We start from the raw sequence: 15,109 nt of genomic DNA on the forward strand, positions 1-15,109 counted from the left end.
CTTATAAAAGCGTTTTTAACGCAGCAAGATAATTTGGTTCTTGTGCAATATCTGGTACTTGCTGAGTATGGATTACATTCAAATTTTCATCCAGAACGATCACAACTCGAGAAAGAAGACCTTCTAAAGGTCCAGTAATCATTTCTACCCCGTAGTCTTTCCCAAAATTACGTTCTTTAAAGTCAGACAAGTTAGTAACATTTTTTAAATCTGCATCGTTTACAAATCTTTTTTGTGCAAATGGTAAATCTCTGGATATACAAAGAACTACTGTATTTTCTAACTCTGTAGCTCTTTCATTAAAGTTTTTCACAGAAGTTGCACAAGTTCCGGTATCGATACTTGGGAAGATATTTAAGATCACTCTTTTCCCTTTAAAATCTTCAAGCTTAGCGTTTGATAGGTCGGTTTTTATAAGATCAAAATAAGGTGCTTTTTCACCAATCGCAGGCAGATCCCCGTATGTGATCACTCTTTCGCCTTTAAACGATATTTCAGACATAGTAGTTGATTTGAATAAAAATTAGTCCAGATAAATTTAGGCTATTCTCAATGGAGTGATACTAAAATTATCTTAAAACAAAAATCGGGTTAGCTGAATTAACAGTTAACCCGATTTTCGATATTTTCAAGTAAAGTTTTATTGATCTATAGACCCTAAAACTTTTTTTACAAATGCGTTTGCAGCATCGGTATCTTTCATTCCTTCTTCATCAACTAATCTGTGTACTTCAATAGCACCACAAATATTAGTTATTAATTCACCAATTACATCCATTTCTTCTTCGGAAACAGATCTATGTTCGGTAAAGTTTTCTAAAACGTCTACAGTCGCCTGAAGTTTTTCAGCTTCGTTGTTGCGCTGTAAGTGTTTAATTACTGGTAACTTCATTTACTAAGTCTTTTAGAACGTCAAACTTGTTAGTTTGAGCTTGATTTACAAATTCTCCATTTTTGAACGTAGCGAAAGTTGGAAGGTTATTTACATTTGCCATTTTTCTGCTTTCTGGATATTTTTCAGCATCAACTAAAATAAATTCAGCATTTTCATTCTCTCCTGAAAGCTTCTTGAATTTTGGCTTCATAAGTCGGCAGTTACCGCACCATCCAGCCATGTACTGTACTACTACAGTGTCATTATTGGAAACAATTTCACTTAAATTATCTTGATCTAGTGTCTTCATCATAGCAATTTTTTTCTTTTGTGAGGATTAACACCCCGGAAGTTTCTTCCGGGGGTGAAAATATTTTTCTAAACTTTATAGAATATCTCAAGAAACTGAGACACTGGAATATTAGTTTAAGCTTAAGTAATCAGCTACACCTTTTCTATCAGCTTTCATTGCATCTTTTCCTTCTTCCCAGTTTGCAGGACAAACTTCTCCGTTTTTCTGAACGTGAGTATAAGCATCGATTAATCTGATGAATTCCTGTACATTACGTCCTAGTGGCATGTGGTTTACACCTTCATGGAATACAGTTCCTTCTTCGTCGATTAAGTAAGTAGCTCTATAAGTTACATTATCACCTTCTAGAGTTACATCTCCTGTTTCTTCATCAAATGCTTCTCCTGTAATATCTAAAATTCCTAAACGAGAACTTAGATTACGGTTAGAATCTGCAATAATTGGGTAAGTAACACCTTCGATGCCTCCATCATCTTTTGGGGTATTTAACCATGCAAAGTGAACTTCAGGAGTATCACAAGATGCACCAATCACCATTACATTTCTTTTTTCAAACTCTTCCATAGCTGCCTGAAATGCATGTAACTCAGTTGGGCATACAAATGTGAAATCTTTTGGGTACCAAAACAAGATCACTTTTTTGTTGTTTTTCTGAGCTTCTTCTAATACATTTAGTTTAAATGTATCACCTAAATCGTTCATTGCATTTACGCTTAGGTTTGGAAATTTTTTACCTACAATAGACATATGTTGTTGTTTTTAAATTTTACTTTCTTTCTTAAATCTGATGCAAATATAAGCTAAGGCTAGCGTGTATCGATAGAAATGAAATTCTTAATTTTTATACTGTGATAGAATTTGACTATCGTGTCTGTTACCAGGTATAAAATTACCCTATTTCAGTTCAGGATTATGCTGTACGAGGAGTTGATGAGGAAAGCTCTTTGATTTTTATTCTGAAAGCTGCAAATAGTAAAGTCATAAACGGACTTAAATAATTAAAAAAGCAATATCCAAAATAAGATACAACTGGAACACCTAACACACCACTGTGGTATGCACCACATGTATTCCAAGGAATTAATACCGAAGTTACCGTACCAGAATCTTCTAAAGTTCTACTTAAGTTTTCAGGCGCAAGACCTTTATCTTTATAGGCTTTAGCAAACATTTTACCTGGTACCACTATCGCTAAATATTGATCTGATGCCGTTACGTTAAGCGCAAGACAACTAACAACAGTACTTGCAAAAAGTCCAAATACGCTATCAAATAGATTAAGTAAAGCTTTACTAATTCTAGCTAAAGCACCTATGGCATCCATTATTCCCCCAAAAACCATAGCGCAGATAATTAGCCAAATGGTTCCTAGCATACCTGCCATTCCACTAGAAGCAAACAAATCGTTTAAAGCTTCAGATTCCGTTTCTATAGCTGTATCTACGGTTATGGCATCCATAAGTCCGCGATAAGCACTTACAAAAGTTAATTCGTCGCTTCCACTAATTTCAAGAACGATATTTGGTTGAAATATCAAAGCCGCAGCTGCACCTAATAATGTACCAATTAAAAGTGCAATCAATGGAGATGTTTTTCTTACGATTAAGAAAATAACTAATGCGGGAACGACAAATAGCCATGGGCTAATTGTAAAAGAAGCATCGATGGCATTTAGAATAGAGCTGGTATCTGTAGATCCACTAGTATCTATATTCAAACCAATAATTATAAAAATAATTAGGGTTACGGTAATTGTTGGTACGGTTGTGATCGCCATATAGCGAATATGTGTAAAGAGATCTGTTCCTGCCATAGCGGGAGCCAGATTTGTAGTATCACTTAAAGGAGACATTTTATCACCAAAATAAGCTCCAGATAAAATAGCTCCGGCCGTCATCCCTAAAGGAATACCAAGCGCATCGGCAATACCTACAAGCGCAATACCAACTGTGGCAGAAGTAGTCCAACTACTCCCCGTAGCGACAGAAATTACCGAACAAATAACTACCGTTGCAGCAAGAAAAATAGTAGGATTTAATATCTGTAGACCGTAGTAGATCATGGTGGGTATAATTCCGCTGATTAACCATGTACCTGCTAAAGCACCAACCATTAAGAGTATAAGAATTGCCCCAGCCGTACTTTGGATGTTTTTGGCAACCTCGTCGATCATGGTATCGAACTTTACTTTATTAAAATAACCAACAATAGCCGCTACAGCACCACCTAATAATAAAATAAACTGATTAGAACCACTTAACGCATCATCGCCATAAACGACCAAAACATTAAAACCAAGCATGATTATTAAAGCGAAAACAGGTATAAGCGCTGCTCCTATACTTATTTCTTTCTTTTCTACAGTTTCCTTAGGCTGGGTGGTTTGGTTTTCCATTCAGTATGAGAGAGTTTTATCTTCCAAAAAAATCAAAAAGATGTTTTTTAGATAAAGTAAAAGTTTGGTCTAAATTAAATTTTGGTTTGTAATGTTACGATTTTAGTTAAAAGTATGCAAGGTTTCGTTATTTGAGAGCGATAGAAAATCGAAAAAAAAGTGGCAAAATTAGAATAATCTCGAAGAATTATTAACAATATCGTTTGAAATTTTACTTTTCTTAAAAATATAGAAAGGCGTTTGCCCGGTATTGGAGGTTTAGAGAATAGTCGTACTTTTGTAAGTATTGTTTAGAAATCAACACAAAAACTTATTGTTATGAGTACATATGATGTTGCAGTTATAGGTTCTGGCCCCGGTGGATACGTGGCAGCCATACGCTGCGCACAACTGGGAATGAAAACTGCGATCATAGAAAAATATTCTACCCTTGGTGGAACTTGTCTTAATGTAGGTTGTATCCCAAGTAAAGCACTATTAGATTCTTCCCATCATTATCATGATGCGGTAAAGCATTTTGAGGATCACGGCATTGAAATTTCAGGAGAAGTGAAAATGAATCTTGAAAAAATGATGGAGCGTAAATCCTCTGTTGTAAGTCAGACTTGTGATGGCGTAAAATTTTTGATGGATAAGAACAAGATCGATGTTTTTGAAGGTATTGGTTCTTTTAAAGATAAAACGCATATCAATATTGAGAAGAGCGAAGGCGATAACGAAACCATCGAAGCTAAAAATATCATTATAGCTACAGGTTCTAAGCCTGCTAATTTGCCTTTTATTGATATTGATAAAGAACGTATTATTACTTCTACGGAATCTTTAAAGCTAAAAGAAATTCCGAAGCATTTAGTGATTATCGGTGGCGGTATCATTGGTCTTGAATTAGGACAGGTTTACAAACGTCTTGGAGCCGATGTATCTGTAGTAGAATTTATGGATAGAATTATCCCAACGATGGATAGTGCACTTTCTAAAGAGCTTGCTAAAGTTCTTAAAAAGCAAGGTGTTAAATTCTACACTAGTACTAAAGTGAAATCTGTAGAACGCAATGGCGATGAGGTTATCGTGAAAGCAGATGATAAAAAAGACAAAGAAGTAGAACTAAAAGGAGATTACTGTTTAGTTTCTGTTGGTCGTCGTCCTTTCACCGACGGGTTGAATGTTGATGCTGCAGGAGTAGAAGTAGACGATAAAGGTCGTGTAAAAGTAGACGATCATTTAAAAACTAATGTCGATAACATTTACGCTATTGGTGATGTTGTAAAAGGAGTGATGTTAGCTCATAAAGCCGAAGAAGAAGGAACTTTTGTTGCTGAAACTATCGCTGGGCAAAAACCACATATTAACTATAATCTGATTCCAGGGGTTGTGTATACATGGCCAGAAGTTGCATCTGTAGGTAAAACTGAAGAACAACTGAAGGAAGAAGGCGTAAAGTATAAAGAAGGAAAATTCCCAATGCGCGCACTTGGACGATCTAGAGCAAGTGGAGATTTAGACGGAATGGTGAAAATTCTTGCCGACGAGAAAACCGATGAGGTTCTTGGCGTACACATGATAGGTGCACGTACAGCCGATCTTATTGCTGAAGCTGTAACCGCTATGGAATATCGAGCTTCTGCCGAGGATATCGCAAGAATGAGCCATGCGCATCCAACTTTTGCTGAAGCTGTCAAAGAAGCTGCACTTGCCGCTACAGATAATCGTGCTTTACACGTGTAATATTTAAATTCTAAATTATATAGCCGCTATCTAAAATTTTAGGTAGCGGCTTTTTTATTGAAATAAATTAATGATTTGGTAAGCTATATGTTTAAACGTAATTTTAATTTTGCCGGTATGAAAGCAACTAGGATGAAGTCAGTTTTACTCTTTAGTATTTTAGTATTAAACTTTTTAAGTGGTTTTTCACAGCAAGCAAAGCCGGGTTATGTGCTATTGGTCTCCTTTGATGGATTTAGACATGATTATGTAGAAAAATACGATGCAAAGAATTTAAAGGAATTTATGAAGAAAGGTGCTGCGGCCGAAAGTCTAGTTCCTAGTTTTCCCAGTAAAACTTTTCCCAATCATTACAGCATTGTTACCGGTTTATATCCTGGAAATCATGGTTTGGTAGCCAATTCTTTTTATGACAGTATCAAAAATACAACCTACAAAATAGGAAAACGAGAACTAGTAGAAGATCCGTTTTATTATGGAGGCACACCACTTTGGCAATTAACCCAGCAAAACGGTTATAAAGCAGCCTCTTATTTTTGGGTCGGCTCTGAAGCACCAATAAAGGGAAATTTTCCAGATTATTATTTCACCTACGATGGGAAAGTTCCAAATAAAAAACGAATAAGACAGGTTGTAAAATGGCTCGAGCTGCCAGAGCAGGAACGGCCACATTTTATTTCTTTATATTTTTCACTAGTCGATTCTGAAGGGCATCACAGCGGCCCAAATTCTAAGGCCTTAGCTGGGAAGGTGAAAGAAGCCGATAAGCTTGTTGGATTTTTGATGAAAAATTTAGAAAAAACAGGTATTCCAGTGGATGTAATAATTACTTCAGATCACGGAATGAAAGAGGTGAAGCCAAAAACAAATAGTGTTGATCCCGAAGCATTACTGAAATTAATTCCAGAAGAGGCTACAGTTGTGCCAGGCCAAATTATCACCCAAATTTATTTACCTGAAAAGAAAATAGAAGGAACCTATTCGAAATTGAAAAAGTTAGAATCTCATTTTAAAGTCTATAAAAAAGGCGAAATGCCGAAATCATGGCACTATGATGATCATTATAGAATCGGAGATTTAGTGATTCTTACCGACCCAGGTTTTATATTAAATTATCGCAATTTGACAGAAACCGGAGGTGTGCATGGTTACGATCCTTCAAAATCTAAAGAAATGCATGGAATTTTATATGCTCAAGGTCCTCATATTAAGAAAGGCATAAAAACTGAATCTTTAGAAAACGTCAATATTTATCCACTAATCACTAAGATTCTGGGATTTGAAAATCCTGAAATTGATGGCGAATTTGAGAATATAAAAGAATTTTATAAGTCAGAATAGAAAATGCTTTGAGCTAATTTTAGCGGTTTTTGAAGTCTATTTTTAATTGAGTTATAAAAAGAAACCAACTTCGAGATCCTTTAATTGATTAAAAAAGAAGTAATTGGTTAGAAAAAATGTATGGAATTCAGTATATGTTTATAAGTTTCTGATTATCAAAATCTTAATAATTTAATTGAATCGAAAACGTAAGAGATATATTTTATACCATTTAACATTATAATTGACTCATTTAGTCTGTTTTCTTTCAGATTTTCAGGTTTTTTTTAATTTTACAATATAATTAACTAAACCATTGATTAAATTCATTTAAGAATGAAAAAGGCTTCAGAGATATTATTCAGTCAAAATCATCAAATAATAGAGGAGTGGGAAAAGAGAGCTAAAAAGGAAATTTTAGCATCTAAAAATACAGAGCAACTGGTTTTAAGAAATCAATTACCACATCTTCTAGATGGTATTGCAGATATAATGAGCCGTTATAAAGAATTTGAGCATGTAAAAGAAGATGAGAATTACGAAGAAATAATTAACAATAGTATCGATCACGGTAGGCATAGAGCCACATCTTCACAATATACGGTAAAGCATATTTTGGAAGAATATATTTTATTCCATCGCGTTATTACAGATGTTTTAAGGAAAAATGACTGTTACACTGCAGAAGTTGGGATCTTATTAAAATATACCCTAGAAACGGCAATGCTTAATTCGGCAGATTCTTTTAATAATTCTTTGCAGGACATGCGTCAAAAATTGGTGGGAACACTCGCTCACGATATGCGAAATCCGATCTCAGCTGCGCTCTTTGCAATCGATATCATGCGGTATGAGCATGGTGAAGAAAGATTCAATAAAGTTAAGAAAATGACCGAGCGTAGTTTACGCAAATCGATCGAACTAATGGAAGGTCTGTTAGATGCTATTTCTGTGCAGGCAGGGGATGGAATCACCCTCAATTTTGACGAAATAGATCTTCTAAAAGATATCAAATGGGTTAGAGACGAAGCTCAAGAGGTTTATGATAATAAAATTGAATTGGTAGCTCCAGACACCGAAATTAAAGGCGTTTTTGACGGTACGGCGATTCGAAGAGTATTAGAAAACCTTATTAATAATGGTGTGAAATATGGTTCTTTAGATCAACCAATCACTGTAAAAGTTGATGAAGATGAGAGCCAAGTATCGTTAAAAGTTCATAATAGTGGTGATTCTATTCCAGAAGAAAAACAAGAAAAAATCTTCGACTTTTTGAACTCGAGTCATGACGAAAAAACGGGTCAGCATAAAAGTTGGGGAATGGGACTTACCTTGGTTAAAATTGTAGCCGAAGCTCACGGCGGAAATGCAAAAATTAGCAGTAATGAAAAAGACGGAACTACTTTCACAATTACTCTAGAAAAATTTCTAAATATTCCAGGCAGAACAACTTCAAAATTGAATTACGTAAGCATGCAATAAATCGCTAAAATTAGGATTTCTATTAAAAGTATTGCCTAGCAAAAAACTTGAAATCGATAAAAGATTTAGCTATAGTATTTTAAAAACTAAGAATTAGTGAAGTTCTAAGAACAACTAATGAAATTCCTGAAATTTCTCTAATACCTGTTCTTTATAACTTCTACTAATTGGAATAGATTTTTGGTGAATAACAACCTGCTCGTTCGTATAGGAATCTATGCTGTCGATTGCAACAATAAAAGATCTGTGCGTTCTTATAAACTTCGAGCGGGGAAGTTTCTCTTCAATAGCAGTGATAGTTTCTCGGGTAATTTTAGTTTCAGTAAGTAAATGTATTTTTAAGTAATCAGAATAACTTTCAATATAAAGCAGGTCATTAAAATCGATTTTCACCATTTGCCGATCTATTTTTACGAAAATAAATTCAGCTTCCTTTTTGGGTAATTTTGATTTTAGTTTTGTTGAATGCTGATTTCTAAAATTACTAATTGCATCGATTAAACGATCAAAAGAGATCGGTTTGAGCAAATAATCTGCGGCATGTAAATCAAATCCATCAATAGCATATTCGCGATAGGCAGTGGTAAATATTATTTGAATAGTACTATTAATGGATTTGGCAAATGAGATTCCTGAAATTCCCGGCATATTAATATCCAAAAATATGAGCTGAACATTTTCTTTACTAATCACATTAAAAGCTTCTGTAGCATTATTGCATCTGGCTAGAATATGGATGTCGTCTATTTTAGAAAGATGACTTTCCAAAATATCTAAGGCCACTGGCTCGTCGTCAACAAGAATACAATTAATGGATGCGCTCATACTTTTCAGAATTAAGACTTATTAAAAAGATAGATTTTCAGCTTATATTTTCTAAGAATATAATTCATATTATTTTTTTAAAGCGGTTAGAATGATGATGCCCAATCGTCCAAAAAGAAAGGTAAATGTTCCAAAAATGATGGTAAGGAGTGTCAATTTCAATCCGCCAGCTAGTAATTCAGTAGATACATTTCCCCAAGTTTCTATCGCATCAAATAATTGTAATAAACCAACAAACTGAAATAGTAATCCGCTAACCAAAGCAAATAATCCTATGTGATGAATTAAACTGAGCGTTTTTTTGAATATATGATCTTGCGATAATTTTATACCGGCAAAAATTATTAAAACAATAGTCACTAAGAAGCAAATAAGAATAGTCCACATCGCGAAAGGACCACCTTCATCAATTCTTTTTCCTATTTCGTTGAAAAATCCCGGATTTTGAAATAGTAATGTTAAGTACATAATTTGATTTTTTTAAGGTTAATATCACAAACTTACCGGGCTTGTAGACTTAAACATATACTTTGCGATGGATTGCAGCATTTTGGTGCTTTTCTACGCTAAAGATAGCGTTTTGAAAAAAATATCTAGAAAAATTGCAGAAACCCGTTAAGAATATGTAGTTGATCGCAAAACTCCCGATAGTTTAATTAAAGGAAACATATTTGTTTGATAATTGAGCATCTAAAAACAGCTTCTTATGAAACACAAACTACTAATTGCAATTGCAGTTTTTATCTATTCTACTAGTATCAGTCAGACTAAAGAATCAATTTCCAAAGGTCAAATTAGTATTATTGATGAGAAAATTAAAGATTTTCCTAAAGCAACTGAACTTTCAATAGCATTTATTAAAAATGGAGAAGTATCTTTTTATGGCGCCAAGCGAATAGATGATACAATAGAATATGTAGATAATTCTAATAAAGTATTTGAGATTGGTTCTTTAACCAAAGTATTTACTTCAACCTTATTGGCTAATTTAGTTCTTCAGCACAAAATAGATTTAAATAAACCTATACACAGTTATTTTGATTTTCCGATAGGCAACAAAGAAATTACTGTTTTACAATTAGCGAATCATACTTCTGGATTGCCGAAACTACCTTCTAACTTAGATTTAGATAAAGCAGATCAATCTAATCCCTACAAGAATTATAGTAAGGAAGATTTGAAAGAATTGCTGAGGAATAAACTGGAAATTATTAGTGATCCAGGAACAGCTTACGAATATTCAAATATAGGTGCCGGAATACTTGGATATTTACTTGAAGTTCAAACAGATTTGACCTATGAAGAATTACTTAAAAAGTATATTGTAGCAAAATATGATATGAAAAATACGTCTACCATTCTTAATAATATTAATTCAGATCTAGTTGAAGGTTTAGACAGCAATGGCAATAAAACGGCAAACTGGGATTTAAATGCTTTAGTAGGAGCTGGTGGAATTTTATCGAACGTAGAAGATCTATCAAAATTTGCTATAGCGCAACTTAATCAGGAAAATAAAGAACTTGAGTTAACCAGAAAAACTACTTTTGAAATACCAGAATATCAGATGGAAGTTGGTTTGGCGTGGAAAATATTAAAACCAGATCCTGAAAATAAATGGTATATGCATAATGGCGGCACCAGTGGCTATAGCACTATGTTTGCATTAGATATTGAGAATGAAATAGGAATTATTATCTTATCGAATGTATCAACATTTAATGAGAATGCTAGAAACATCGATCAACTATGCTTAGAATTGATGCAATCTCAGTATTGAAACGTATAAAAAGAGTATTTATAAGATCTGCTGACGTTTTTGGTGGCACAACCTGTTTTATAGAGTTTAAAAATTTAAGAGTATCCGCATTTACTGAAAAGAATGAAACTGAAGCTTTTTTTAGCACTATTAAAAACAGTCGTACTGCATGGCTTATTCTGGCTGGCAGTACTGTTTTTTTATACTTTTTTCTTTGCGATCAAAGATTCAGATTTGTGGATTTCAGCACAATTTTCTTTAGCCTTAATGCCGGTAACCATAGGGACCACTTATACGTTCTCCTATGTACTTCTGCCAAATTACTTGGTTAGAAGAAAGTATTTTTTATTCAGCCTATATTCGTTTTATGCGCTGGTAATTTCAGCTTCATTAATTATCTTTTCAGCATTTTATGGTTATTTACTGAGCCTGGGATTAGAATGGGAAGGGAATTATCCCGTATCTAAAGGCTTAACTTTTATATTTTTCGCTGTCTATTTGGTGATTGTTTTAGGCTGTGGTTTTAGTCTTGTCAAAGATTATTTTAAAACTTTAAACAGAAATGAAGAATTAAAAAACACCCTTTTAGAAAGCGAATTACAGCTCAAAATTCAGGAATTACAGTATTTGAAAATGCAAATCCACCCGCATTTTTTATTCAATACACTTAATACGATTTACGGGCTCACGCTCACAAAGAAAGATTCGGCGCCGGGAATGATATTGAAATTGGCCGATCTACTCGATTATATTTTATATGAAACCATGAAAAATAAGGTGCCGTTGCAAAGAGAAATTCAGCATCTAAAAGATTATATTGAACTAGAAAAGTTGCGTTTTGGAGAGCGATTAACTATTGAAATACGAATTGCTGAATTTTCGTCGAATATCGAAATTCCGCCAATGTTGTTTCTACCCTTTTTAGAAAATGCTTTTAAGCATGGAAAGGCTTCTGAAGAAATTTTGAAAATTGAAATGAAGATTGAAATCGTTGAAAATCAACTCAATTTTATGCTGAAAAACTCGATTCCCGAGCAGAAAGAAATACTCGATCGCAATTCAGGAATTGGACTCGAAAATATCCAAAAACGACTGAAACATATTTATGGAGATGCTTATCGTTTAGAAATTTCAGAAGTGGAGGGTTTTTATATAGTTCAGCTTAAAATACCAACTGATTTCTAAGTTTTTAGAAATTAAAAAATTATGATTTTTGTAAGATAAGATTTACTACTTTTAGCTAATTATTCTAACTATTAGAAATTATGGCAAAAGAAAAATCACCATCGAAAAATTCGGCTAAAAAAGAGCCAGCATCTACACTTAAAGAAAAGAGGGCTGCCAAAGCAGCGAAAAAGAAAAATAGAAGCTAAGCAGTTTTATCTTCGAATTAAGGTATAAATTAAAAAGGAGCGAATTCGCTCCTTTTTTTATTTCTTATTTCTTCTGTTCGCGTTTTTATCACCGCGAGTTTTTGGCTTCTTATATTTTTTAGCAATTTCTCTTCGGTAGGATCCTCCAAGATTTACTTTTTTGTTTTTATCCTTTTTCTCGTGGAACGCGGCACCGCCATCTTCGAGTGATTTGTTTGGATTGTTAATTTCGATTTCTCTTGGTCTTTCTTCAGGAATTAATTCTGAAGAAATTTTTACTTCCGCAGGAATTTCGACTTTGGGAACTTCCATTTTCATTAATTCTTCAATCGCTTTCAAAGAATCCATTTCTGCTTCCGTAGTAAATAAAAGCGCCTGTCCTTTTTTCTCGGCTCTTCCCGTTCTACCAATCCTGTGCATATAGTTTTCAGGGTAATTTGGCGTATCGAAATTGACTACCTGAGAAACATCTTCGATATCAAGACCACGTGCCATAACATCGGTCGCAATCATAATTCGGCTTAAGCCTTCATCAAAATCGCTCACGTTTTTAAGTCGGTAATTCTGACTTTTACCGGTATGTACCAGGCTTATTTCTCCCGGAAATTTTTGTCCCAAACTTTCAAAAAGTCGATCTGCAATTCGCTTATCTGAGATGAAAATCAATATTTTTTTATAAATATCTTTATCAGCAAGTAAATGCTTTAAAAGATTGGCTTTCGTATTGAAATTGGGAATAAGATAGTTTTGCTGATCGATATTTTCTAGCGGAGTCCCGCTTACGGCTATCGAAATCTTTTCAGGAGATTTAAAATTCTCGCTAATCATTTGTTCCACAGTTTCTGTCATCGTTGCCGAAAACATGATACTTTGGCGATTGGCAGGAAGCAATTCTATAATATTATTTACCTGAAATTTAAACCCAAGGTCCAGCATCACATCAACTTCATCAATCACAAATCGCTGAATAGATTTTAGCTGCACCGCTCTTCGCAAAACCAAATCGTAAAGTCTACGAGGTGTGGCGACGACAATATCCAGACCGCGCATTAACTCCTGTTGCTGAGTGTTAATATTTACACCACCATAAATACCGGCTACTCTTATGTTGATGTATGCGGTAAGTTTTTCAATTTCTTCTACAACCTGAACTACCAGTTCTCGCGTTGGTACCATAATTAGGATACGCGGATTCTTTTGCGTAGAATATTTTAGCATTCTTAGCATTGGCAAAAGATACGCGAAGGTTTTCCCGGTACCGGTTTGTGCGATACCAACTACATCTTTTCCAGACATAATAGGCGCAAATGCCTGTTCCTGGATTGGTGTTGGCTTTTGGAAGTTTAAATCTTCCAGCGCATTACGTAAAGGTGTATTTAAATTAAGATCTTGAAAACTCACAACGAGAGGTTTAATTTTTTGCAAAGGTAGGTTATGAATCCCAAAGTTTTAGCTCCTTTTGCGGTATAAATCTTATGCAATGCTAATTTTATAGCTAGCATTAAATTCTTTTTCTGCAGCGAGTGCTATAATTCCTTCTTTAGTTTCGATGTTTTGATCGGTACCTTCAACATCTGCAATTCCCAACCAGGGTTCAATGCAAACATAAGGAGCGCCCGGTTTTGCCCACACTCCAAGATTTTTAAAGTCGCTATACGAAACACTTAAAATTTCACCGTGATTGGTACTTTTTAAGCTCACTTTTTTAGAAGCTATATTTTTAAAAATTAAAGCATCTTCATTAAAAATATCTTTAGTAAGCTGGATTTTATTATCGTTTTTAGTAATTGTTTTGGTTTGATCGCTTACTAATCCGCTATCTCCCAAAATGTAAGATTCTAAATTTTGATTTTGGTCGAACTCTAAATAGTAATCTTCGTAAGTTTCGTTTTCAAATAGTGGCGCATTAAATGCTGGATGTCCGCCTACCTGAAAGTAGATTTTTTGATTATCCAGGTTTTTCACTAAATGATGAACTTCAATCGTTTTGCCATTCAGCGTAAATGTTAGCTCAAATTCGAATTTAAAAGGATAAATTTTTACAAGCGCTTCAGAACTTTTTAAAATGAAAGTAATTGAAGTTTCTGTTTGATTTTTCACTTCAAGATTGTCATTGTTTCTTACAAAGCCATGTTTCGGCATATCATAAAAACTTCCTTGAAATTTATATTTTCCATCTTTTAAAACACCAATTACCGGAAAGAGGTTAGGAGCGTGGCTTCCCCAAATTTCGGGATCTGCCTGCCACATATATTCTTTTTTGTTTTCCAGGTTTTTAATGCTGCAAAGTTCGACGCCATTATGCTGAATTCCAACTTCTAATTGGTCGTTTTTTAAGGTGTACATAGTCTTTGGTTAGTTTAGGAGATAAATATAAAACCTCTAATTGGTTATTAAGAAGTATAAAACTATAAATATTTCTTATAATTAAGATAGAATGTTTCTTTTGAAAGCAATAAGCCAAGTGCTATATTAGAAGTAAATTTGGACTAGAAAAACAATATTATGAAACGTATACTAGGATTCGCAGGATCTAATAGCAGTAAATCTATAAATGCACAATTGGTAGCTAATTTATTAAATCGACTTTCGGCTGATTTTAAAACGGAGCAAATTGATATTCGTGATTATGAGTTGCCTTTTTATGGAGAAGATCTAGAGAACGAAAAAGGAATTCCTAATAAAGCACAAGATTTTGCTGCAGAGATCGAAAAGAACGATGCCGTGATAATCGCAATCAACGAACATAACGGAAGTCGTTCGGCAGTTTTTAAAAACTTAATCGATTGGGTTTCTAGACATAATCGTGGTTTTTTAACCGATAAAAAAATACTCCTTGTAGCAGCATCACCAGGCGGAAGCGGTGCCGCAACTGCAATGGCCTATGCTAAAACGGCGTTTGGGATTTTTGGAGGAGATGTAGTGGAAACGCTAAGTTTTCCTAATTTCTACGATAACTTTAAAGAAGGAGAAATCACCAATTCTGAGATAGCATCAGAAATTGATTCAAAATTAAATACTTTTGCGCAACAAATTTAATTAG

General features: G+C 34.2%; 15 protein-coding genes. 6 read left to right on the forward strand and 9 right to left on the reverse strand.

Annotated features, from left to right (window positions below):
• Position 1 precedes the first annotated feature (1 nt).
• The 5 genes from tpx to nhaC form a co-directional block, all read right to left on the reverse strand.
• Entirely contained in the window at positions 2-502 is a 501-nt protein-coding gene (tpx, locus tag QWY91_RS01450) for a thiol peroxidase (protein WP_290230998.1), read from the reverse strand.
• A 138-nt stretch (positions 503-640) separates the two neighbouring features.
• Positions 641-892, reverse strand: a complete 252-nt coding sequence (locus tag QWY91_RS01455) for a DUF6952 family protein (protein WP_270062001.1) — start codon at positions 890-892, stop codon at positions 641-643.
• Complete coding sequence (locus tag QWY91_RS01460) at positions 873-1,187, reverse strand: thioredoxin family protein (RefSeq protein ID WP_290231003.1); 315 nt, start codon at positions 1,185-1,187, stop codon at positions 873-875. The genes QWY91_RS01455 and QWY91_RS01460 overlap by 20 nt, the downstream gene beginning before the upstream one ends.
• A 108-nt stretch (positions 1,188-1,295) precedes the next feature.
• Positions 1,296-1,934 (reverse strand): peroxiredoxin, encoded by a 639-nt coding sequence (locus QWY91_RS01465; protein WP_290231006.1) that lies wholly within the window; start codon positions 1,932-1,934, stop codon positions 1,296-1,298.
• 163 nt (positions 1,935-2,097) lie between these two features.
• A complete protein-coding gene (nhaC, locus tag QWY91_RS01470) occupies positions 2,098-3,582 on the reverse strand; it encodes a Na+/H+ antiporter NhaC (protein WP_290231008.1) in 1,485 nt (494 codons plus the stop codon).
• 312 nt (positions 3,583-3,894) lie between these two features.
• On the opposite strand from nhaC, the gene lpdA reads away from it, so the two are divergent.
• The 3 genes from lpdA to QWY91_RS01485 all read left to right on the forward strand — a co-directional run bounded on the left by lpdA (position 3,895) and on the right by QWY91_RS01485 (position 8,109).
• Complete coding sequence (gene lpdA, locus QWY91_RS01475) at positions 3,895-5,307, forward strand: dihydrolipoyl dehydrogenase (RefSeq protein ID WP_353958660.1); 1,413 nt, start codon at positions 3,895-3,897, stop codon at positions 5,305-5,307.
• Between the two features lie 117 nt (positions 5,308-5,424).
• Entirely contained in the window at positions 5,425-6,648 is a 1,224-nt protein-coding gene (locus tag QWY91_RS01480; protein ID WP_290231012.1) for an alkaline phosphatase family protein, read from the forward strand.
• Between the two features lie 315 nt (positions 6,649-6,963).
• Positions 6,964-8,109, forward strand: coding sequence for a sensor histidine kinase (locus QWY91_RS01485; protein ID WP_290231014.1), 1,146 nt, complete (start codon positions 6,964-6,966; stop codon positions 8,107-8,109).
• 114 nt (positions 8,110-8,223) lie between these two features.
• On the opposite strand, the gene QWY91_RS01490 is transcribed toward QWY91_RS01485, so the two are convergent.
• Positions 8,224-8,934, reverse strand: a complete 711-nt coding sequence (locus tag QWY91_RS01490) for a LytR/AlgR family response regulator transcription factor (protein WP_290231015.1) — start codon at positions 8,932-8,934, stop codon at positions 8,224-8,226.
• 69 nt (positions 8,935-9,003) lie between these two features.
• Positions 9,004-9,402, reverse strand: a complete 399-nt coding sequence (locus QWY91_RS01495) for a hypothetical protein (protein WP_290231017.1) — start codon at positions 9,400-9,402, stop codon at positions 9,004-9,006.
• Between the two features lie 238 nt (positions 9,403-9,640).
• On the opposite strand from QWY91_RS01495, the gene QWY91_RS01500 reads away from it, so the two are divergent.
• Positions 9,641-10,714 (forward strand): serine hydrolase domain-containing protein, encoded by a 1,074-nt coding sequence (locus QWY91_RS01500; protein ID WP_290231019.1) that lies wholly within the window; start codon positions 9,641-9,643, stop codon positions 10,712-10,714.
• A 102-nt stretch (positions 10,715-10,816) separates the two neighbouring features.
• Complete coding sequence (locus tag QWY91_RS01505; protein ID WP_290231020.1) at positions 10,817-11,878, forward strand: sensor histidine kinase; 1,062 nt, start codon at positions 10,817-10,819, stop codon at positions 11,876-11,878.
• A 245-nt stretch (positions 11,879-12,123) separates the two neighbouring features.
• Here the strand turns inward: QWY91_RS01505 and QWY91_RS01510 are convergent, their stop codons facing one another.
• Positions 12,124-13,467, reverse strand: a complete 1,344-nt coding sequence (locus QWY91_RS01510; protein WP_290231021.1) for a DEAD/DEAH box helicase — start codon at positions 13,465-13,467, stop codon at positions 12,124-12,126.
• 72 nt (positions 13,468-13,539) lie between these two features.
• On the reverse strand, positions 13,540-14,412 hold the full coding sequence (locus QWY91_RS01515; protein WP_290231023.1) for an aldose 1-epimerase family protein: 873 nt from the start codon (positions 14,410-14,412) through the stop codon (positions 13,540-13,542).
• A 159-nt stretch (positions 14,413-14,571) separates the two neighbouring features.
• On the opposite strand from QWY91_RS01515, the gene QWY91_RS01520 reads away from it, so the two are divergent.
• Positions 14,572-15,105, forward strand: a complete 534-nt coding sequence (locus QWY91_RS01520) for an NADPH-dependent FMN reductase (protein ID WP_290231024.1) — start codon at positions 14,572-14,574, stop codon at positions 15,103-15,105.
• Positions 15,106-15,109 lie beyond the last annotated feature (4 nt).

Origin of the sequence: Zunongwangia endophytica (assembly GCF_030409505.1) — a bacterium.
GTDB classification, from domain to species: Bacteria; Bacteroidota; Bacteroidia; order Flavobacteriales; family Flavobacteriaceae; genus Zunongwangia; species Zunongwangia endophytica.